Origin of the sequence: Polaribacter dokdonensis, assembly GCF_024362345.1 — a bacterium.
Classification (GTDB): Bacteria; Bacteroidota; Bacteroidia; order Flavobacteriales; family Flavobacteriaceae; genus Polaribacter; species Polaribacter dokdonensis.
Map to the genome: position 1 here is coordinate 720,873 of NZ_CP101505.1, position 21,843 is coordinate 742,715.

General features: G+C 29.1%; 16 protein-coding genes. 2 read left to right on the forward strand and 14 right to left on the reverse strand.

Annotated features, from left to right (window positions below; genetic code table 11):
- Window positions 1-24: 24 nt before the first annotated feature.
- The 10 genes from LPB302_RS03405 to LPB302_RS03450 all read right to left on the reverse strand — a co-directional run bounded on the left by LPB302_RS03405 (window position 25) and on the right by LPB302_RS03450 (window position 10,924).
- A complete protein-coding gene (locus LPB302_RS03405; protein WP_053974930.1) occupies window positions 25-726 on the reverse strand; it encodes a sulfite exporter TauE/SafE family protein in 702 nt (233 codons plus the stop codon).
- Window positions 726-1,172, reverse strand: a complete 447-nt coding sequence (locus LPB302_RS03410; RefSeq protein ID WP_053974931.1) for a FixH family protein — start codon at window positions 1,170-1,172, stop codon at window positions 726-728. The genes LPB302_RS03405 and LPB302_RS03410 overlap by 1 nt, the downstream gene beginning before the upstream one ends.
- A gap of 6 nt (window positions 1,173-1,178) precedes the next feature.
- Window positions 1,179-2,600 carry a cytochrome c oxidase accessory protein CcoG gene (ccoG, locus tag LPB302_RS03415; protein ID WP_053974932.1) on the reverse strand — a complete coding sequence of 474 codons (1,422 nt, stop codon included), beginning with the start codon at window positions 2,598-2,600 and terminating at the stop codon, window positions 1,179-1,181.
- 27 nt (window positions 2,601-2,627) lie between these two features.
- Entirely contained in the window at window positions 2,628-3,485 is an 858-nt protein-coding gene (locus LPB302_RS03420) for a cbb3-type cytochrome c oxidase N-terminal domain-containing protein (protein WP_053974933.1), read from the reverse strand.
- Between the two features lie 17 nt (window positions 3,486-3,502).
- Window positions 3,503-3,667 (reverse strand): hypothetical protein, encoded by a 165-nt coding sequence (locus LPB302_RS03425; protein ID WP_015480409.1) that lies wholly within the window; start codon window positions 3,665-3,667, stop codon window positions 3,503-3,505.
- 4 nt (window positions 3,668-3,671) lie between these two features.
- Window positions 3,672-5,867, reverse strand: coding sequence for a cytochrome-c oxidase, cbb3-type subunit I (gene ccoN, locus LPB302_RS03430; RefSeq protein ID WP_053974934.1), 2,196 nt, complete (start codon window positions 5,865-5,867; stop codon window positions 3,672-3,674).
- A gap of 14 nt (window positions 5,868-5,881) precedes the next feature.
- On the reverse strand, window positions 5,882-6,049 hold the full coding sequence (gene ccoS, locus LPB302_RS03435; RefSeq protein ID WP_041383825.1) for a cbb3-type cytochrome oxidase assembly protein CcoS: 168 nt from the start codon (window positions 6,047-6,049) through the stop codon (window positions 5,882-5,884).
- Between the two features lie 608 nt (window positions 6,050-6,657).
- Window positions 6,658-6,786, reverse strand: a complete 129-nt coding sequence (locus LPB302_RS03440; RefSeq protein WP_255164374.1) for a hypothetical protein — start codon at window positions 6,784-6,786, stop codon at window positions 6,658-6,660.
- Window positions 6,787-7,184: 398 nt separating this feature from the next.
- Window positions 7,185-8,546 carry an oxygen-independent coproporphyrinogen III oxidase gene (gene hemN, locus LPB302_RS03445; RefSeq protein ID WP_197273159.1) on the reverse strand — a complete coding sequence of 454 codons (1,362 nt, stop codon included), beginning with the start codon at window positions 8,544-8,546 and terminating at the stop codon, window positions 7,185-7,187.
- A gap of 2 nt (window positions 8,547-8,548) precedes the next feature.
- Window positions 8,549-10,924, reverse strand: a complete 2,376-nt coding sequence (locus tag LPB302_RS03450) for a heavy metal translocating P-type ATPase (protein ID WP_053974936.1) — start codon at window positions 10,922-10,924, stop codon at window positions 8,549-8,551.
- A gap of 103 nt (window positions 10,925-11,027) precedes the next feature.
- On the opposite strand from LPB302_RS03450, the gene LPB302_RS03455 reads away from it, so the two are divergent.
- Window positions 11,028-11,714 carry a Crp/Fnr family transcriptional regulator gene (locus tag LPB302_RS03455; RefSeq protein WP_053974937.1) on the forward strand — a complete coding sequence of 229 codons (687 nt, stop codon included), beginning with the start codon at window positions 11,028-11,030 and terminating at the stop codon, window positions 11,712-11,714.
- A 2-nt stretch (window positions 11,715-11,716) separates the two neighbouring features.
- Here LPB302_RS03455 and tamL read toward each other — a convergent pair whose 3' ends face one another.
- Window positions 11,717-13,999: a translocation and assembly module lipoprotein TamL gene (tamL, locus tag LPB302_RS03460; RefSeq protein ID WP_479724828.1), complete on the reverse strand. Its 2,283-nt coding sequence runs from the start codon at window positions 13,997-13,999 to the stop codon at window positions 11,717-11,719.
- Window positions 14,000-14,002: 3 nt separating this feature from the next.
- Complete coding sequence (locus LPB302_RS03465) at window positions 14,003-19,039, reverse strand: translocation/assembly module TamB domain-containing protein (RefSeq protein ID WP_053974939.1); 5,037 nt, start codon at window positions 19,037-19,039, stop codon at window positions 14,003-14,005.
- Window positions 19,040-19,184: 145 nt separating this feature from the next.
- Between LPB302_RS03465 and LPB302_RS03470 the strand changes: the two genes are divergently transcribed.
- Window positions 19,185-19,838 (forward strand): peptidoglycan-binding domain-containing protein, encoded by a 654-nt coding sequence (locus LPB302_RS03470; RefSeq protein ID WP_053974940.1) that lies wholly within the window; start codon window positions 19,185-19,187, stop codon window positions 19,836-19,838.
- Here the strand turns inward: LPB302_RS03470 and LPB302_RS03475 are convergent.
- Together LPB302_RS03475 and LPB302_RS03480 are read right to left on the reverse strand one after the other, a co-directional pair.
- Window positions 19,835-20,905 (reverse strand): AMP-binding protein, encoded by a 1,071-nt coding sequence (locus LPB302_RS03475; RefSeq protein ID WP_340780793.1) that lies wholly within the window; start codon window positions 20,903-20,905, stop codon window positions 19,835-19,837. The two genes, LPB302_RS03470 and LPB302_RS03475, sit on opposite strands and share 4 nt — an antisense overlap.
- Window positions 20,895-21,842: a CPBP family intramembrane glutamic endopeptidase gene (locus LPB302_RS03480; protein ID WP_053974942.1), complete on the reverse strand. Its 948-nt coding sequence runs from the start codon at window positions 21,840-21,842 to the stop codon at window positions 20,895-20,897. The genes LPB302_RS03475 and LPB302_RS03480 overlap by 11 nt, the downstream gene beginning before the upstream one ends.
- Between the last annotated feature and the right edge of the window lies 1 nt (window position 21,843).

Genomic DNA, 21,843 nt, shown 5'->3' on the forward strand with positions numbered 1-21,843 from the left:
TAAGTATAGACGAATGGTTTTTATCTAATGACAACCAGAAATAGTAGTTAAAGCATCTTGCAACATAGGTTTTGGTGATAGATATGGAATACCCAAGCCTAAGCCTCTAACAATAAACAAAACTCCTATAAATACAACCATTACTGGAATTACCTTTTGTATTTTTTTACGAAAACCATTTTTAGTAAAGTTTCCTAAATATACAAAAATTGTCATTAAAGGGATTGTACCTAAACCAAATAGCATCATATAAATACTTCCGTAAAAAGGGCTTGAGGTTGTTATTGCACCAAATAATGCCATATACACCAATCCACAAGGTAAAAATCCGTTTAAAAAACCAAGGGTGAAAAAGGTATCATTGCCTTTCTTTTTTAACTCTTTACCTAATGCTCCTTTTATCTTAAGAATAAGATGACTCACTTTTTTAGACAAAGACAGTTTATTTAACAACCTAGGAAAAATAATTAAAACAATCATTAAAACTCCAACAACTATTGATATTTGTTGCTGAAAACCAAACAAGTAAAACCCTTTACCTAAAAATCCAAATAATAAACCAATTAAAGCATAAGTGAATATTCTACCTGAATGATAACTTAAAATTTGAAAAAAAGCTTTGGTTTGGTTTGCTCTATCAATAGGTAACATAAATGCGATTGGACCACACATGCCTATGCAGTGAAAACTACCTAATAAACCAAATAAAAGCGCTGATATTAACATTAGTAAACAATTTCATTTTTAAACAAGTAAGGTTTATTTTTATATGTCCAAAAAACAATAATGTTCCAGCGACCATCTACTAAACGTTGTTCAGGCACGAGCAAATATGTATTAGAAGTTGAAATAGGAATATCAAAATCTAACTGTTTATTAGATGGTCTATATAGGAACACTTTACCTTCTATATTTTTATTTTTAAATTCTTTTGGAAGCTCAATTTTTAAACCTTTATCCGTTCTTTGCACAGTAACTTTAGAGGTTAGTTTATTTAAATTTTTCTCTGCATCAATTTCTTCTTGATACTGTAATTCTTTTTGATAATATTTTTCTGTAACCAAATCATGACTGTATGTATGATCTGTGCTCATTGTAATTACAAAATACATTATGAATGCTATAAAAGCTATGATTGTAATTACAATACCTGTACCCCAGTTTAATTTCATATTCTTTTATTTATACGTTCTTGGTCCTAAGAAGTTGGTTGTTGTAGTTTCTAGTAATTCATCATTTGTAAAAACACCAATTTCTATATCTACATTATCATCCTTTAAAACAGATTTATTTATTTCTATGAATAAAGTTCCTTCTGCTAGCCCTTGCTTTGGAATGCTAAAGTTTTGATTAGACACTAATTTTATTGTTCCTTTATGAGATAAAATTTTATAACTCACATTTTCTATATCTCTTGTTGTTTTATTAATCACTTTATAAGTGTATACATTACTAATAATATTATTTTCTTTCTGTTGATATAATTGCCCTGGAAGTCTTAAAATTCTTGCTTCGACATTATTTCTTAGAAAAAGCATTCCTACTAAAATACCTGTTAGAATAAATAATACAGCAGAATACCCTTTCATTCTAGCAGTAAACTCAAAAGGTTTTTTCTTGGTAATATTTTCTTCACTTGCATAACGTATTAAGCCTTTTGGAAGGTTAACACTCTCCATTATATGATCACATTCATCTATACATGCAGTGCAATTTACACACTCTAGTTGTGTTCCATTTCTAATATCAATACCTGTAGGACAAACAACTACACACTGTTTACAATCAATACAATCTCCTTTGCCTAAAGTAGCTCTATCTTCATTTTTTTTGAATTTAGATCGTCCTAAATCTCTTTCACCTCTTTTGTAATCGTAAGCAACATTAATGGTTTTGTTATCTAACAAAACACCTTGCAAACGTCCATAAGGACAGGCAATTATGCATACTTGCTCTCTAAACCAAGCAAAAACAAAATAAAAAACACAAGTAAAAATAATTAAAGAAATAAGTGTATTTATATTATCTAAAGGATTACCTGTGATGTAATTAATTACTGTATCTCCACCAATTAAATAAGCTAAAAACACATTAGCTATTATAAAAGATATTACAAAAAAGACAAACCATTTTAACAATCGCTTTCTAATCTTTTCTGCATTCCATGGTTGTTTGTCTAATCGAATCTGTTTTCCTCTATCACCATCTATCCAATATTCAATTTTTCTAAATACCATTTCTAAGAAAATGGTTTGTGGACAAATCCATCCACAGAATAATCTACCAAAAACCACTGTAAATAATATTACAAATACAACACCTGTTATCATAGAAATAACAAGCAAATAAAAATCTTGTGGCCAAAAAGGAAAACTAAAAATGTTAAACCTTCTTTCTAAAACATTAAAAAGTAAAAATTGATTCCCATTAATTTTGATGAAAGGTGCAGATAATAAAAACGCAAGTAAAAAGTAACTTACATAACTTCTATACTTATAGAACTTTCCACTTGGCTTTTTAGGAAATACCCAAGAACGCTTTCCTTCTTTATTGATGGTTCCAATACTATCTCTAAATTTTTCGTTCTCAGGTGTTTCCATACTAACTAAAAAACTAACACATTATTACTATTCTTCTATCCATTTTTCTCCTTGAGGTGCTTTTGCCTTTTCTGGAGTTGTACCTTGTAATGAAATTACATAACTGGCTACTTTTTCCATATCTGATGGCTTTAAGGTATTTTTCCATGAAATCATACCTTTACCATCTCTACCTCCATTAACCAATGTTGCAAATACATTTTTAACTCCTCCTCCTAAAATCCAATATTCATCTGTTAAGTTAGGCCCAATTGCTCCTCCTCCATCAGCTAAATGACAAGAAGCACAATTTAAATTAAAAACGGCTTTACCTCTTTTTAAAGAGCTTGCATCTGTTAATAGTTCTACTGTTTCTGCTGTAATTAAATCTGGAGTTGTTTCTTTAAATTTATTTACTTGCATCTTAGCTTGAGCCACAGCTTCTTGATATTCCATTTCTGGAGTTGCACCACCCATAACTTCAAAACGAACTAAATAAACAACTGCAAATAGAATTGTAGCATAAAACATATAAACCCACCAAGGAGGAAGCGAATTGTCTAATTCTTGAATACCATCATAATTATGATCTAGAACAATGCTCTCTTCTTCCTCTATTGCTTTAGCTCTAGTCCATTTTGCCATTAACTTCTTAATCCAAAGATTAGGATCTTCAGGTATAATACCTTCTTTTTCATTTATTAATTCTGTAGCTTTCTTTGTGGCTAAATAATTAACAAGTTCTTTTAAAGTAATAACTAATACAAAACCAATTAAAGCAAACCAAACTAAAGGATTTTCGAAAAAATTAAGCGGATTTTTATATGCTATAAACGCTTTAACTAATGCAAAAAATGTAGTTAAAACAAAAATTATATAAATTATTGATTGAATCTTTTTTTTCATCATTTACATTTTTATAATTAATCTAAAGGAATGTTGCTTACTCTTTGAATGTATTCTTTCTTGGCAGTAATTACCCACCAAAAAAGTGCTACAAAAAAGGTAAAGAATATTACTAATGATATTAATGGATAGATTTCTATGCCAGTAATACTTTCCATATGGTTTTTTACAAATTTTAGCATAATCTTATTTTTTGGTGATTTTTTGTTCTTCTTTTACTTTAATGTCTGTACCCAATCTTTGTATGTATGCAATAATGGCTACTAACTCTCTATCTTTCATTTCAATAAATGGTTCATTATTGTCTTTTGCATACTTTTTGTCTTCTAAATAACTTCTTGCAAAATCTGGATCTTGATAAAGGTTTTCTTCTATCTGCTTTCCTTGCTCGTCCATTAATTGCTGGGCATTTGCAATTTCTTCGTTAGAATATGGCACACCTAAACTAACCATAGCTTTCATTTTATTTTCGGTGTTAGATTTATCTAATTCATTATTAATTAACCATTTGTAAGAAGGCATAATTGAACCTGGTGAAGTACTTTGAGGATCATAAAAATGATTCAAATGCCAACTATCAGAATATTTTGCACCAATTCTATGTAAATCTGGACCTGTCCTTTTACTTCCCCATAAAAATGGATGATCGTATACAAATTCACCTGCCTTAGAGTATTCTCCATATCTTTCTACCTCGCTTCTAAAAGGCCTAATCATTTGTGAATGACAACCAACACAACCTTCTCTGATGTATAAATCTCTACCTTCTAATTCTAAGGGTGTATAAGGTTTTACGCTACTTATAGTTGGTATGTTAGACTTTACCAATAAGGTTGGAATAATCTGAACAACACCACCAATTAATATAGCTACAGTTGCATAAATTGTAAGTTTTATTGGTTTTCTCTCTAACCAAGTATGATAACCTTCGCCTTTAGTTCTATATTTAGATACTTTGGTTAAAGGTGCAGCTTCTGCTAATTCGTCTTGAACTTTGCTACCTGCTTTTACAGTTCTAACAACATTGTACAACATTACAATAGCACCAAGTATGTACATAGAACCACCAATTGCACGCATCCAATACATAGGAATGATTTCATTCAATGTTTCTAAGAAATTACCATAAGTTAAAGATCCATCAGGATTAAACTGTTTCCACATAGAAGCTTGCACAAAACCTGCAACATACATTGGTAATGCATATAAAATGATACCTAATGTTCCTATCCAAAAATGGAAGTTTGCTAACGCTTTTGAATATAAAGTAGTTTTGAAAATTCTAGGAATCATCCAATACAACATTCCAAATGTGAAGAAACCATTCCAAGCTAAAGCACCAACATGAACGTGAGCAATAATCCAATCAGAAAAATGGGCGATTGCATTTACATTTTTAAGCGATAACATAGGTCCTTCAAAAGTTGCCATTCCATAACCAGTAATAGCGACTACCATAAATTTTAAAACAGGATCTGTTCTTACTTTATCCCAAGCTCCTCTTAATGTTAACAGTCCATTAATCATACCTCCCCAAGAAGGAGCTATTAACATTACAGAAAATGCAACTCCTAAATTTTGAGCCCAATTTGGTAATGAAGTATATAATAAATGGTGAGGACCAGCCCAAATGTAAATAAAGATTAAAGACCAGAAGTGAACTATAGATAATCGATAAGAATAAACAGGTCTATTAGCTGCTTTAGGTACAAAGTAATACATTAAACCTAAAAATGGTGTAGTTAAGAAAAATGCTACTGCATTATGACCATACCACCATTGAACAAGTGCATCTTGAACACCAGCATAAACTGAGTAACTTTTTAAAAAACCTACTGGTAATGCTAAACTATTAAATATATGTAATACTGCAACTGTAACAAAGGTTCCTAGATAAAACCAAATTGCCACATACAAATGGCGTTGTCTTCTTTTAAGAATTGTCCAAATCATGTTAACCCCAAAAGCCACCCAAACCAAAGCTATCATAATATCTATTGGCCATTCTAATTCTGCATATTCTTTAGAACTTGTATAACCTAAGGGTAATGTAATAGCTGCTGCAACTATAATTAATTGCCAACCCCAAAAGTTAAAATTACTTAGAAAGTTACTCGCCATTCTAGCTTTTAACAAACGTTGTAAAGAATAATAGACACCTGCATAAATGGCATTACCAACAAATGCAAAAATTACAGCATTTGTATGTAGAGGTCTTAAACGCCCAAAACTTAGCCAAGAAATACCATCTGTAACGTTTGGAAATAAAAACATAAATGCCAATAGTAATCCTACAGAAAAGCCAATAATTCCCCAGAAAAGGGTAGCATAGATGAATTTTTTAACGATTTTATTATCGTAATAAAACTGTTGCATCTTCATAATTGAATTTAATTTTAGTTGATTTTTTTAGTTTCTTTTACCAATTCATCATCAAACAAAATTCGAACAGAAGGTGTGTACGAATCATCATACTGACCTTTCTTAACTGAATAAATAAATGCAATAAAGAATACAATTGCCACTAAAATACTTAGAGTAAGTAGTAAATATATTACGCTCATATCTTGCCTGATAATTTGATACATCAAAAGTACTTTGCGTAATTATTTTAAAACATGATAATTATCAGGTTTCAAAAAATTATAGAAATAAATAAAGCATACTAAAAGTTTTATTTTTTTAGTATGCTTTTTTTGACTTTGGTAAGGATTATTTTAATTGACTAATGTCTCAATTAAAAATATTATGCTTACAGTTAAAATTAACAATTTGAAACTTGCATCTCTTAGTTTTAATTTTTCTGCTGTAAATCTTAAATCCTTAATTTTAGAGTTTTCCATAGTGGGGGCTATTAAAAATTATTACTGAAGCAAAATTATTTTTATAATTAATTATTTTAAAAAAAACAGTAAAAATCAACAAAAAAATAGTCGAAAAACTTTTAGATTTCAGCATCAGCTTGAAAATTGATTCTTAAACTTAATTATTCGATTGGAACATAACTGTAACTCTTTAAGAAAAATATCTAAATTTTATGTAGCAAAAAATTATCAATAGAATACAAAAATCTTTGATTATTTAAATAATAAAATAGAAGCTAAAATTAAAAAGCATATTTCAGAAATGTTTAAAATTTCTAAAATATGCATCTTGCTTAGTGGATCGATTTTTAAAAGTTGATTAAGCTCTCAACCATAAAGATAATACTTACCGTTAAAATTAATAATTTTAAACTAGCATCTCCTAATCTAAGAGTTTCTGAAGTACTTCTTAAATCTGCAATCTTACGATTTTTCATAGTGTGGGGGACTATTTAAGTTAATAATATGAATTAAAAATAGAATAAATAATTATACTACCAAAAAAATATTTAATTTTTTTTTAATTTTATTCTACGAAAAAGTTTTCAATTTCAATAGTTCTCATCATGAAATAATGGCTGAGTTATATCGAAATATAACATAAAATATTGACTATTAGCTTTTTACACAAATACAACAATTCTAAAACAAACTTTCAAATAAAAAAACTACACTTAGTGATAGAATAAATAATTTTAAACTAGTATCACTTAAACTTATAATTTTTGAAGTAATGCTTTGGGGTAATGACTTTTGATTTTTCATTTTGTTAGGGGTATTTCAATTAATAATTACATAAATATAGTTAATTCAGTAGGTTTACACAAGGTTTGTCCTAAATGGTTAAAGAGAAGGTTTTTTGGTCGGATTTTAATTTTAGCAACTTTTTATCAAAAGCCATACATATATTTCTTACAAAAGGTCTTGCATGTTCAGGAATATAAATTGTATCATTTTTTAATTGCACTAAATTATCATCCAACAAGTCTTTTAATTGATTTAGGTGTAAATCAATATTAGAAATTCTCATATCTTCAGAACTCCAAGAAGTAGTAAAATGACACATCAAATTTAAAATGTGTTGTCTTATAATTTGATCTTCTTCATTTAAAATATGCCCTCTAAATACTGGGAGTTCTCCCAAACTTACCAACCTTTGATATTCTTTAACTGTCTTTACATTTTGTGAAAAACCATACCAAGAGTCAGATATAGCAGACATACCTAAACCAATCATTAGTTGAGTTTTATTTGAGGTATACCCCATAAAATTTCTGTGCAAGGTTTTTTCTTGAGTGGCTTTGTATAACGAATCACTCTTTAAAGCAAAGTGATCCATACCAATTTCTTCATAACCTAAATTTGCAAATAATTGTTTACCTATTTCATAAAGTTCTCTTTTATATTCATCTTTAGGTAAGTCCTTTTCATTAAAACCTCTCTGCCCTACTCCTTTTACCCAAGGTACATGTGCATAACTATAAAAAGAAATTCTATCTGGTTTTAATTCTTTAGTTTTATTAATAGTATAAATTACATTTTCTTTAGTTTGATGTGGTAACCCAAAAATTAAATCATGACTTACAGAGGTATAGCCAATTTCTCTAGCCCAATCTGTAACTTGTTTTACTTCGTTAAACGATTGTATTCTATGAATGGCTTTCTGAACGTTTTCATTATAATCTTGAACTCCATAACTTACCCTTCTAAATCCACAATTATACAATGTTTGTAATTGCTCTTTTGTTGTGTTACTTGGATGACCTTCAAAACTAAATTCTGCATCTTTATGCTTTATAGCATTTAATAAAAGACCATTAATTAATAATTCTAAATTCTCTTTCGAAAAAAAAGTTGGTGTTCCACCTCCCAAATGCAACTCTTTAATAATGGGAGTTTCCTCTACTAAATTTAAGTACAACTTCCATTCTTTTAGAACCGATGAAATATACTCCTCTTCTACCTCATGTCTTTTTGTAATATGCTTGTGGCAAGCACAAAACGTACATAAATTTTCGCAAAATGGCAGATGAATGTACAAACTAATTCCTTCTTTTTGATTGCTTTCTATAAATGAATGTTGAAAAGACTTTATCCATTTATCCTTAGAAAAGGTCTCATTATTCCAATAAGGAACAGTTGGATAACTTGTATATCTTGGCCCTGGAACATTATATTTTTGAATTAGATTTTTCATTTTTAATTTAATTTTTTACCTAATATGTTGGTTGATATGGTAGTAAAGACAACAATACTTATGGAGCTTAAAGGCATTAATATTGCAGCAATTACTGGCATTAATTGACCTGTAACAGCAAAATATAGACCTACTATATTATATAAAAGCGATAATGCAAAACAGTATTTAATAATAGTTACTGCTCTTTTTGAAGCCATAAAAAACTGAGATAGTTTATTAAATTGGGTAGCATCTAAAATAGCATCACAAGCAGGAGAAAACACATTAATATTTTCTGACAGAGCAATACCCACATTACTTTGTGCCAGAGCTCCTGCATCGTTTAAACCATCACCTATCATAGCTACAGTACTACCAGATTTTTGTTGATATTCTACAAATTGTAATTTGTCATCTGGTTTTTGATTGAATAAAAATGTGGTTTCTTTTGGTAGATAATCTGACAAATGCTTTTGTTCTCCTTCATTATCTCCAGAAACAACTGCTAAAGAATAATCTTTTTTAAATTCATTGAATATTGGTTGCACTCCAGATCTATAAGAATTTTTAAAACGAAACTTACCCTTATAACTATTATCAATACTTATATGAACAGAAGTATCAAAAGAAGAAGAATTGTTTAAACAATTTACAAAAGATGCTGAACCAATTTTAAGTTCTTTGTTTAGATATTTTGTTTCTATTCCCCTACCTAAAACCTCATTAAATGAATCTAATTGAATAGTTTCAATATCATTAAAAGATTTATACAATGTTCTACTTAAAGGATGATTAGATGCTCGTAAACTACTTTTTATGGCAATTTTATCATCATTACTTAAAGAAGCTCCTTCATAAGAAATTTTACTTTCCTTACTTGTGGTCAAGGTTCCTGTTTTATCAAAAATAATATAATCTATACTTGCTAATTGTTCTATAACTGTTGCATTTTTTAAATAGAATTTTTGCTTGCCAAAAATGCGCAATAAATTACCTAATGTAAATGGAGCTGCTAATGCTATTGCACATGGACATGCAATAATAAGTACTGCTGTAAATACATTCAATGCTTTACTAGCATCTACAAATAACCAAAATATTGTAGAAAGCATTGCAATTGAAAGCACAATAAAGGTAAAGTTTTTACTAATTTTATCTGTGAGCGTTTTAAAGGAAGAAGTCTTATCATGCTTAAAAACATCATTACTCCACAACTGAGTTAAGTAACTTTGAGAGACTGAAGCCAACACTTCCATTTCTATAATTCCAGATAATTGTTTACCTCCTGCAAATATTTTATCTCCAGATTTTTTTGATACAAGCTCTGCTTCTCCTGTTACAAAACTGTAGTCTATTTGTGCATTTCCGTTTATTAAAATTCCATCTACAGGAATTAACTCTTGATGTCTAATTAATAATCTATCGCCTTTCTTAACATCATAAATCTGTACATTCTCCTCTTTTTTATCAGATAAAATTCGTGTAACTGCAATTGGAAAGTAAGATTTGTAATCTCTTTCAAAGGACAAAAAATTGTATGTTTTCTGCTGAAAGAATTTACCCAAAAGCAAAAAGAAAACTAAGCCAGTTAAACTATCGAAAAAACCTGTTCCTAAATCAAAAATAATTTCGACAGAACTTCTAATAAAAAGTACTGTAACACCCAAAGCAATTGGTACATCAATATTTAAAATTTTTGATCTTAAACCTTTATAAGCTGAAATAAAATAGTCGTTAGCAGCATAGAAAACCACAGGTAAAGAAAAGGCAAACATTAACCAACGAAAGATGTTTTTATATTGTTCTAGCCAAAAACCATCTACCTCAAAATATTCTGGAAATGATAAAAACATTACATTACCAAAAGCGAAGCCAGCAATACCTAACTTATAAATTAAACTTCGATCAACTTTTTTCTTTCCAGATTCGTAATCCTCTAAACTAATATATGGTTCATAACCTATTGTACTTAATAAAAGAACCATTTCTTTTAATGAAGTAAGGTCTGCATCAAAAGAAATTCGAACAGTTTTCTTAGGAAAATCTACTTGAGAAGAGTTGATTTTATCATTTAATTTATGCAAATTTTCTAGCACCCAAATGCAAGAACTACAATGAATATGTGGAATATATAACGTAACAATTTGTGTGCGATCGTCATTAAATTCTAATAGCTTATCTTGAATTTCTTTATTCTCTAAAAAATCATACTTTCCTGCAATTTCTGTAGGTATAGCTCCAGGATTTTCTTGAAGATCATAGTAACAAGTTAAATCATTTTCAGAAAAAATTTCATAAACGGTTATACAACCATTACAACAGAAATGCTTCTCTTCATATTTAATTGTTGTGTTTTCACAAGAATCTCCACAATGATAACATAGTGTAGTATTCATATTTACTCTTTTTGCCTAGAGCAAATTTCTGATAACTCTTGAGTTTAAAATATGATATTTGTCATCTTTTAAATATATTTGTTCAACCACCAATCAACCAATTATGAGTAAGTGTGAACAGTGCATTGTTCGTCAATTTAATTCTTTAAAACATCTTTCTAAAGATGAATTAATAAGAATGTCTGCTTGTAAAACTTCTAAAATTATTAAAAAAGGTGAACCTTTATTTTTAGAAGGCGAACATTTAAATGGTGTTTTTTGTATTAAAGATGGTATTTGTAAAGTCTCTAAAATAAGTGATAATGGTAAAAATCAAATTGTAAACTTGATTAAAAAGGGCGATTTAATTGGAGAACGTAGCTTAATATCTGAAGAAGTATCTAATTTAAATGCAGTTGCTTTAGATGATTTAGAAGTTTGTTTTATTCCTAAAAGTGAAATTATTAGAGATTTAGAAAAGAATCAAAATTTTACCATGGATGTTTTAAAAAACATGGCAAACTCACTAAAAAATGCTGACAATCTTATTGTTGATATGGCTCAGAAAAGTGTAAAACAACGTTTGGCAGAGACACTCTTAAAACTACAAACTAAATTTGGAACTACAGATGAAGGTTATTTAGATATCCATTTGTCTAGAGAGGATATTGGTAACATAATTGGCACAGCAACAGAATCTGCAATACGTTTATTGTCTGAGTTTAAGAAAAAAGGATTCATAGAAATAAAAGGTAAAAACATTAGTGTTATTAATGAAACCGAGCTTCATAAAGTTTCTAGTGGTTTTTAAAACTAGAAAGAATAGCCTATTGCAAAATTAAATACTGGCTCATCTGCTCTAAAATCAAAACGTTCACCTTCAGGTAAAGCTGGGTCATGAAAAGGTGCTGCCAAATCAAAACGAATTACAAAACCTTGTACGTCTATTCGTAATCCAAAGCCTGCTCCCATTCCTAATTCACTCAAAAAGTTACTTGTAAACTTATCATTACCATTAAATGCTGGGTTTTCTTCTGAATTCCAAACATTACCAGCATCAACAAAGAAAGCACCTTTAAAGAAAGAATAAATAGGAAAACGATATTCTACATTTGCTTCTAATCTAATGTTACCTGTTCTATCAAAAAAAGAAGTGCTGTTTTGGTTATTAGCATCTGTATAAGTACCTGGACCTAAAGAACGTGTATTAAATGCTCTTACACTATAAGGCCCTCCTGAAAAATATTGCTTTACAAAAGGCACAACATCAGAATTACCATAAGCCAAACCATAACCTGCAAATAAGCGAGTTGCAATGGTTTGTGAATAATTATCTCCAAAATTAAAATGATATCTAAAATCGAAATCTGCTTTTGCATATTGTGCATATTGTAAACCTAAAAACTCTTTTGGCTGGCCAGCAGTTGTTTCTTTTCCTAAGAGACTTATGGAATTACCAGCAATATCTAAAGTTGAATTAAAAAAGAATTGATGTGTTCTTTTTGCTGCCAACATTTCATTATAAGTAAACGAAAATGTTAACCCAGAAATAAATTGTTGCTCAAAACTTCTTGCTAAAAATGGATTATCTGCCAAGATTTGATCGAATTCTGGAGTGGTATTAGACAATCTTGTATAATTTAAAGAAATAGGATTCACTTCATAGGTAATATATCTGTTGGCATTCCAAACATATCCAAAAAGCGCTGTTCCAGATAACAAAGTATATAATTGACTTCTATCTAAATACGTTGCACTTAAGCTAGTTTTAGTTTTTGGAATAGAATATTCGAAAAAGTCTTCGTTAATAGAAAATGGTGCAATAACCCTAGGAAAAATTAACTCTGTTTTTAGCTCTAATTCTAAGCTACTCAAACCAGAATTCTCTCCAGAAGAAACTTGAGTTTCATAACCAATACTAGAACTTATATTTAAGGTTTCTCCTCCACCAAAAAGATTTCTATTACTAAAAACCAAACCTAATGTAGGCCCTGCAAAATTATTAGATTTCGTAACAGCTTGCAGTTCTGCACGAATTGCACGTTTTGTAAGTGGTGACAGAAATATATTAGCCTCTAAAGCACCTTCATTATCATCTGCTAATGTATCTAATTCTTTGTACTGAATATTCACATACTTGTATGCGCCTATTGTAGATAAACGTCTTGCAGTATTTTTAGAATTGTCTGGGTTGTAATATTGCCCTTCTTCTAAAGTGATGAAATCATCTAAATATTTTGGTTTAAAAAACTCTTCATTTTGATAATAATTTTTCTTTTCAAACCTATTTGAGGCACTTGTAGTTGAATCTCTTAAGTTATAATTAGGATATACATTTATGGTTTTTACTTTATATGGAATGATCGCTTTTTCGGGTACATCTTTTTTCAATTTCAAGAAAAGATCAAACTTTTTATTCTTGTATTGATTAGTGTCTGCCTCAAAAATTAAAAAATTGCTATTAAAATTATAATACCCTAAATCTTTCAATTCACTATCTAAACGTTGCCTTTCTAATTTTAAATTTCCTAAATCAAAACGCATATCATTCTCGAAAGGAGAAGTTGCACTTAACTTTTTAATATCCTTAAAAATTGGCTTTGTAAAACTATCTACTTCATAATTTGCTAAAGTATAAGGCTCTTTTATTTTTAGTTGATACAGTAAAGAAGCTCTATTTTCGGTTTCTGTAAATGAAGATGTTGCAGAGCTATAAAAGAATCCATTATTTTCTAAACGGTTTAAAAGAATATCTTCTACTTCTAAATTTTCGACATCAGACTGATAAACTGGCTCTTCTCCAAATTGTTTAAATAACCATCTGTTTATAAAATTTGTTTTCTCTTTTTGATTTTTATAATAATAGTATAAACCCAAATGAACACCTAAAAATTTAGAATTAGGTTCTGGTCTTAAAACTTGCCTTAAATTTTCTTTTAGTTGAGGAACTTGTGGCACAGCAGAATCAGCATCTATTTCTATTGTGGCTCCTGTGTACAAACGTTCTCCATCAGGAATATATTTATTGATGCTACATGAGTATAACATGAAAACAAGACCACTAATTAAGATGCTATTTTTTATAAGTTTTTTCAATGACTAGTTTTTTTTCTTTTCTATACTATTGTCTATTTTATTTTCTTTCTTTTTTAACTTACTTTCAGCCAATTCTTTATCCTTCTCTACTTTATCATTTTGACCTTTAAATATTGCATCCCAAAGTTCTCTAAACTGATTGAATTCTTGCGTAAAAATAAGTGCAATACCATTTACAATAGTTTGTCCATCAATCACATTTTCGAACTCACTTTTTCTAAATCCTTTTAATCGATATCTACCATCTTCTGATAATTTATACTCTAAACTAACATTACCAATTAATGGAGTTTCATTCCCTGTTTGACTACTTCCTTGTAAATCAACATCACTACCTACTCTTACTGTTAATCGTTCATTAAATAGTTTCTTTTGGGCTGTTACACCCAATTGAGTTCTGTCTGTTGCTGCTGTTCCTTGGTAATCTGTGTAACTGTTTAAATCAAAGTCTAATTCTATACCAGAATTTCCTAAAATTTTATCTGAAAACGCATTTAACTGCCCAGAAACTGCATCATTTAAATTATCTCTAGCAATAGTTGCAAAACCTCCTGAACTTCCATCACTACCTGAATCTGGATAAAATCTATTTAAGACCAAAAGAGAAAAAACTTGTTTATTTAATTCTTCTTCTTGCTGATTTACTTGTTGAACTCTTCCATAAACTTGACCTCCAACAGCTCCTTGCTCATCTTCTGGCATGTCTAAATTAAAGGAAATTTTAGGCTGTAATAAATCGCCATCAATATTTAGATATACGTTAAAAGGTAATACTTGTTTAAATTTATTTTTTACTGATGGATCTTCATCTGAAATTTGGGCAGCCATTAAAGGTGATGCTGTAGTTTCTATTTTATAAATAGCACTTACATCTAAACTAGCATCAAAAGGATCTCCAGACCAAGAAACTCTACCTCCAGGAGCTAAATTAAATCTTCTGTTTACTAGCCCATAAAGGTTTAGTTCATAATGACCGTCTGCAATTTCATAAGTCCCTGTTAATGATAACCTACCATTTGGAACCATATTGAATATAAATTCTCCATCTCCAGAAACTTTAAAATTGTCTCCTGTATCTTCATTGATTACCACAGTTACAGCTGCTTCTTTAGTAACATTTAGCTTGGCAAAAATATCAAAGCCTGTAATTACTGCAGACTGTTCTTCTGTTTGCGTTAAAATTGCATCTGGATTTTCTCTATTTACAAATACAACAACATCATCTCTATTTTCTACGCTTGCGTAAGCTGATGGCAGAACATAAGTAACATTTGTATCTAAACCTAAAGTTACGTTAGCAGATAATTTTGGAATCTGTAAATCGCCTGTTAAATCTGCATTTGCATTAAAAGTTGCTAAACCGTAAAGAGAAGGATTATCCTCTTTTTTAGCATTTAACAATCTGAAGTTTTTTGCTTTTAATTGTAAATCAAACTTTGGATTGATAAAACTTTCAGTTAAAATTTTACCTGATAATGTTAATGGATTTTTTTTAGCATCTAAAACTGTAAATTTAGATAGATATAAACCTTCATTATCTAGACGTAATTTCTCGTTTTTTAAAGTAAACTTGGTATTTAATTTTGTTATGGTAAAATCTGCATTATTAAAGTTGATATTACCAGTATACTTTGGATTAGAAACAGTTCCTGTAACTTCAAAATCACCAGAAAAACTGCCTTCTGTTTCTTTAATTTCACCTAAAGAAAGCGTGTTTAGTGCTTTCATTTTAAATTCATTTAATTTGATGTCTAAATTTAATTTAGCATCATTATTGGCAACTGAATAACCTCCTGTTAAATCTAAATTAATATCACCTTCTTTTAAATTTGCCTTAAAATCATACTGATTGCCTCCCAAAGATTTGGCATCAATAGCAAGTTTCCCTAAATCTGTTTTAAGTATTTTAAATTTATCTACTTGCAGATCTGCAACAATCCCTGTATCACTAAATGGTTCTTCTAAAACAAAAGTTCCGTTTAAAATACCATTTGCAATTTGCCTATCAGGATTTAGGTAATTTAAAACTTCGCTTATTTTAAAGTTTTTATAGTTAACTGCAATGTGTGTTTTTTCTATATTATCTGCATTGTCTGTTATGACTATAGATTGATTTTCTTTATCTATTCTAAAATTGGTAAAGCTTAGTTGGTTGTTATCTGAGAAAACCATGCTATTGTTTGCAGGAATATTCCAATTTGCTTTATTTAAAACTAAATTATTAGGATCTACAGAAAAGACTAATCGTTCACGAGAACCTGTAATTTTAGCAGCAACATTCATTAATGTTTGTTCTTTATCAAAACCTTTAAAAGTTAAAGCAAGTTCATTGTTTACCTGTTTTCCTGTAATGTTTGTTTGTGGCACTCTAAAAGGATTCGCATTTATCCCTTTAAAACCTAATTCGAAATTAAAACTGTCCTTATCAGTATTCATAGTAAAAGCCAAACTATCTAACTCATTACCACTATAATTAATATGTGGAGCAGTAATTTCTGCGTCTAATTTTCTTTCTAACTGGTTAAAATCTAGTGCAATATCTATAGTATCAATATCTTTTAAATTAACTAAGAAAACATCTTCTAATAAAGGTGTTTGAGAAATTTTACCTCTAAACTTAATATTTACAGGATTTGTAATTGTGTCAGTTAAAACAACATTTCTATAAAAATAGCTTTCAATATGTTTTTGTAAAGAAGAAGCAAAAGTTTGAGGATCTGAGTTAGATTCTAACTTTAAATTCAGCATTTTGTTATCTATGCTAACTGATGTTGTATCTTTATTCGTAAAACCATTCGCTTTAATTTGGCCTAACAAAAAAGTATTGTTATCATAAACAACTACTCCGTTTTTTACATTAGCATCTACTTGATATGCTTCTAAATTTCCATTAAAACTCGCAGAAATATCCATACCAGTTTTAATATTTCTTTGCATTAAACCTAAACCTCCTAAATCTGCACCTATTACATCTAAATCTATATTGGCTTCAGTATTTGAACTATCTAGCTTTACTTGAGCATCTAATGTGAAATTTAGATTATCATCTTTATATTTTGAGGAAAGTTCACCTAAACCATTATTAAATTCTCCTGATAAAATTACATCATTAATAGCATAATCATTATAGTTGAAATTAGAAACTGTAGCCTTTAGTGAAGCATCTAAATTATTTAGAGAATTTCCACTACCTGAAGTTTGTAAATTTAAACTTAAAGTACCCAATTGATCATTTTGTAAAAGCTGATTTATTTGATACTCTTTTATTTGAATATTGGCGTCAAAATCAATAATCTCTTTGTTTTTAAAAGCACCAATTACAACAATTGCACCTTGTGATGAATTTAGAGTAAGATTTGTATTTATATTTTCTAAGCCTCCATTAATAGCTCCTTCAATAGTAATTTGTTTTGGTAATTTGATGCTTAAATCAGTTTCGTTTACAAATTTCAGTAGATCTGTTCTTGTTGTATTTACCTTTAAACTTGGCAAGTTTACTTTTAGTTCATTTGGCTTAGTAGCATTTAAAATAGTACCTTCAATAAATAAATTGGTGTCTTTACCCCAATTAATATTGCTATTCTCTAGATTGATATTACTTAGAGATCCAGCAGCAAATAATGAACCTCTTATTGTTTTTTTGCTAAGTTCTTTTAAATATGAGTTCTCTTTTAATGAAGGCTGAAACTTTAGAAGTCGATTTAAATTTAACTGAATAGTTGGTAAATTTAAAGATACAGACACATTTTTTGGATTATTAAGTAAACTAGAAATTGAAGCATAACTCATATTTAAATTACCCTTCATTTTACTTGAATCTAAACCAAAATAGAAATTATTAAAAACCAGTTTTTTATCTGAAAACGTACTTTCAAATTCTAGTCGATCCAAATTTAAACCTGAACTCTCTTTAAAATTTAGCTTGTTTAGCACTATACCTCCTTTTTCATCTTTATAGGTAATATCTTTAGCTATCAAGTTGAATTCAGTTAAATAAACTGCATTAGGATTAAACTTTGCTTTTTTTACTTTCTGACCATTAGCAGTATATTGAATTGCATTATTCTCCAGATTTAATTCTTCTAAACTAAATGAAACATTTGGCCATTCAAAATTTGAGTTAGTTGTTTTTGTAGTATTTTTTTGACCAGCAAGATTTAGTACAACCTTAGAATTTTTAAGACTGATGGAATTTATATCAAAAATGGATTCCTCTAGATTTAATCTTGGTGCATCAGATTCAAAATCCTCTAATTCTAAATTTGCAGATAATTGGTTTACTCGATCTTCGTATAAAAACTGCGTGTTTTTAACATCAATATAATCTGCATAAAGATTTGGCAAAGGAACATCATCTGAAGAAGGCAATAAAACTGGCAACTGCTGAAATTCGATATTGGAATCTGATAAGAGAATTTTATCAGTTTCAAACAACATATTGTCAACATCTAGTTTTTGAACTTCTGTAGATAATTGACCAACTTTATAGCTGCTTTTAATTCCTAATGGAATATCATTATAAACAATATCAAAATCAGAAAAATTAAGACTTCCTATAACAATATTAGGTGATGTATTTGTAGTATCTTGAGCAATATTTGAGTTAGTATCTGATGCAAAAGCATCTATTAGAAATTGAAAATTGTACCCAGAAATTGTATCCTTTCTAATAATGTTGGCTTTTAAACCTGTCCATTCTACAGCATCTATACCAATTGCAGAGCCATTAATTATACCCCAAATTGGCAAATTGGCTTCTAATGATTTAGAATAAACTAAAGTGTCTCCTTTTTTATCCTCTAAATACAAGCCATCTAATTCCAAATCACCATCAAAAGTAATGAAAGCTTTTTCTATCTCTACAACAGTATTGGTTTTATTGGAAATGTAACTTGTGGCTTTATTTACAATAATGTCTTGGCCCCAAGGACTTCTAATGAAAAGAACTATTAAAAATAGAAAAACTAAAACACCCAAGAAAACCCTTAGAAATCTTCTTAAATATCGAAATTTATTTTTCTTATTTTTTTTGGCTGACACTACTACTATTTTGATTTACAAAGATATTACAGACGAATTACTAAATTATCTTATTTAAACAATATATTAACGCTATTCAACTTTAATATTTCCTTAAAAAACTTTTAATACATTTGTTAAAACTTAAAAGTATAGCTTTAAACTGATGAAACAAATTATTATTTTTTTACTTCTAATAATAGCTGCAGTAATTGGCTATGGAGAATATAGTGATTACAAAAGATATCACTCACCAAATGTTGATTATATCACTGATCAAAAAATTGATGTAAATTATTACAATCAAGAATTTGTAAATAATTATTATAAGGCTGTAGAAGACTTAAATAGCTATGTAAAATTGCAGTGGACTGTTAATGATATTGATGTAAGAACACCTGAAGATGATGATATAGAGACAACTGAAGCCGTTAAAAAGTATACTGAAAAATTAGCTGAGATAAAATTTTATGAAGCTAAATTAAATAACTCATTGCAGCTAAAAGAACAAGGCAAAACAAATAAGGAAATTCAATATTTAGAGTTGAATGGACTTACTTTAGAAGATTATAATAGCCAAAAGCATGCAGAGCTTATAAAATCGTTATTTAAAAACAAAACCAATTTATATAATGGAGAAAAGAATGCCATTATTTATGAGGTGCAAAAAAAGTTAGTTGATCAAGGGGAATCTATACAAATAGATGGAGTTTATAGAATTGAAACGCTTAATGCCATTAAAGCCTTTGAGCAAAAAAACGATTTATTAGCTGATGGTTATTTAGATGAATTAACAATAGAATTGTTATTTCAGAATTAAACACCTAACTGTAAAACATCAATTGATTTAGTTCTTTGAACTTTACCTGTAGCAGTTTCAATAAAGTTTCTAATGAAATAAATGTTTTTAGGAATCTCGAATTTATCTAGAATTCTTGCGTTTTTAATTTCTTCCAATAACATAGGTTGTTCAGAACCTTCAACCACCAAAACTAATTTTTCACCCAATTTTTGATCTTTTACACCAGCTACAAAAAATCGGTTTGAAACTAATTTTGCGAGCTTATTTTCAATTTGTTCTGGATTGAGCTTTATACCTCCAGAGTTTATGATATTGTCAAAACGACCTAACCATTCAAATTGATTACTAGAAACTAATTGAACAACATCATTGGTAAAAATTATTTCTTCTGAGATTGAAGGAGCTTTAATTACCAAACAATTTCTATTATCTATAAAAATTGAAACATTAGGTAAGCACTGATAAAAGTTTTGCTTATAAGCTAAAGTTGACTCTCTCCCTACTTCATTTATTTTCTTAAGTGCAATATGAGTAATGGTTTCTGTCATGCCATAAGTAGCAAAAACAGAAGTACTTACATTTTGAAGTTTTTGATGTAATGAGGCAGAAATTACTCCTCCACCAACAATTAACTTTTTAATTAATTCTAAATTTGACAATGAGTTTTCTACTTGTAAAGGAACCATTGCAGAAAAATCATAGGTTTTACTCAAGTTTTCTAAAGGTTTTGAACTAGAAGCTATAACATCTAAATGCCAACCTAAAGTTAACGCTCTTACCAACATCATTTTGCCAGCAATATAGTTTATGGGTAAACATAATAATGCAGTTGTAGATGCACCTAAATTGAAATAAGAACCTGTGGCTTTTGCAGAATTTACCATATGCTCTTTACTCAATTGAATTGATTTTGGTTTTCCTGTAGAACCAGAAGTTTTTACAATGATGTTTTTTTTATCATTAAACCAGTCTTCTAAAAAAAGACTCAATTCTAAAGAAATTTCTTTAGCATAATTACATAATTCAATTTCCGAAGAAAATGATTTGTCATTCAATTTAAAATGTAAATGAAATTTATTCTGCACTGTTATCTTCTAAAACTCTATAATTATCTGTTAGATTATTAGGTTTTTCAATCTTTCCAAAAAGTTTTTCTGACCAATTAGACCATTTGTATTTTTTAGCAAAAATGAAAAGTAAAATAGGAAAAATCACAAAAACTGGCACATAAACATCTGCTCCTAAAGCTGGTTCAGACATATCAATTAGTACTGAATCTGTTTGAAAAACTGTCCAATCTGCTGTTACTAAAAGTGCCGTAAATAAATTATTAGCAGCATGAAAACCTAATGCTAACTCCAAGCCTTCATCCATCAACGTTAAAATACCTAAGAAAAAACCTGTTCCTATATAGTAGATTAGCAGCTCATACCCCAATTTACTTACTTCTGGATTTGCAATGTGTAACAAACCAAAAACGATTGACGTAAAAAATAATGGAAACCATCTTGTTTTTGTAATCACACCTAATCCTTGCATTAAATGTCCTCTAAAAAGATATTCTTCAAAACTTGTTTGTAGTGGAATTAACAAAACTGCAATTACCAATAAGACCAAGAATTTATTCAAATTAAAATTCCATTGATAATTTTCTGGAGATAAAAAATAATCAACCATTAAAAAGGCGGTTGTAATAATTCCCCAAAGAAAAAAGGCAAAGAATACCCTTTTCCAGTCTATCTTTTTTCTAGATGTTGTTAAAGAAGTTAAAGATTGTTGATGAACAAATTTTGTCCATAATAAAACAGCAACTAAACCAATTGCAAAAGGAATTAAACTTTCTATTAAAAAACGAGTTGCTCCTTTGTTTTCAATTTCTGTTTGAATAATTTTATCTACATCTAAATCTAGCACCACCATTGCTACAAAATTCAAACCCATTAAACCGAAAAATAGAATTGGAATAATTAAATATTTCCACATTCCTAACTGTCCTTTATATGCTTGTTGTATGTAATTCATC

Excerpts from the sequence above, each read along its gene's own strand:
- hemN (WP_197273159.1), bottom strand. The coding sequence starts at position 8,546 with ATGAAAAATCTAATTCAAAAATATAATGTTCCAGGGCCAAGATATACA.
- LPB302_RS03425 (WP_015480409.1), bottom strand. The coding sequence starts at position 3,667 with ATGCTAAAATTTGTAAAAAACCATATGGAAAGTATTACTGGCATAGAA.
- LPB302_RS03470 (WP_053974940.1), top strand. The coding sequence starts at position 19,185 with ATGAAACAAATTATTATTTTTTTACTTCTAATAATAGCTGCAGTAATT.
- LPB302_RS03440 (WP_255164374.1), bottom strand. The coding sequence starts at position 6,786 with ATGAAAAATCGTAAGATTGCAGATTTAAGAAGTACTTCAGAAACTCTT.
- LPB302_RS03405 (WP_053974930.1), bottom strand. The coding sequence starts at position 726 with ATGTTAATATCAGCGCTTTTATTTGGTTTATTAGGTAGTTTTCACTGC.
- LPB302_RS03450 (WP_053974936.1), bottom strand. The coding sequence starts at position 10,924 with ATGAATACTACACTATGTTATCATTGTGGAGATTCTTGTGAAAACACA.
- LPB302_RS03410 (WP_053974931.1), bottom strand. The coding sequence starts at position 1,172 with ATGAAATTAAACTGGGGTACAGGTATTGTAATTACAATCATAGCTTTT.
- ccoG (WP_053974932.1), bottom strand. The coding sequence starts at position 2,600 with ATGGAAACACCTGAGAACGAAAAATTTAGAGATAGTATTGGAACCATC.
- ccoN (WP_053974934.1), bottom strand. The coding sequence starts at position 5,867 with ATGAAGATGCAACAGTTTTATTACGATAATAAAATCGTTAAAAAATTC.
- ccoS (WP_041383825.1), bottom strand. The coding sequence starts at position 6,049 with ATGAGCGTAATATATTTACTACTTACTCTAAGTATTTTAGTGGCAATT.
- LPB302_RS03420 (WP_053974933.1), bottom strand. The coding sequence starts at position 3,485 with ATGAAAAAAAAGATTCAATCAATAATTTATATAATTTTTGTTTTAACT.
- LPB302_RS03455 (WP_053974937.1), top strand. The coding sequence starts at position 11,028 with ATGAGTAAGTGTGAACAGTGCATTGTTCGTCAATTTAATTCTTTAAAA.
- LPB302_RS03480 (WP_053974942.1), bottom strand. The coding sequence starts at position 21,842 with ATGAATTACATACAACAAGCATATAAAGGACAGTTAGGAATGTGGAAA.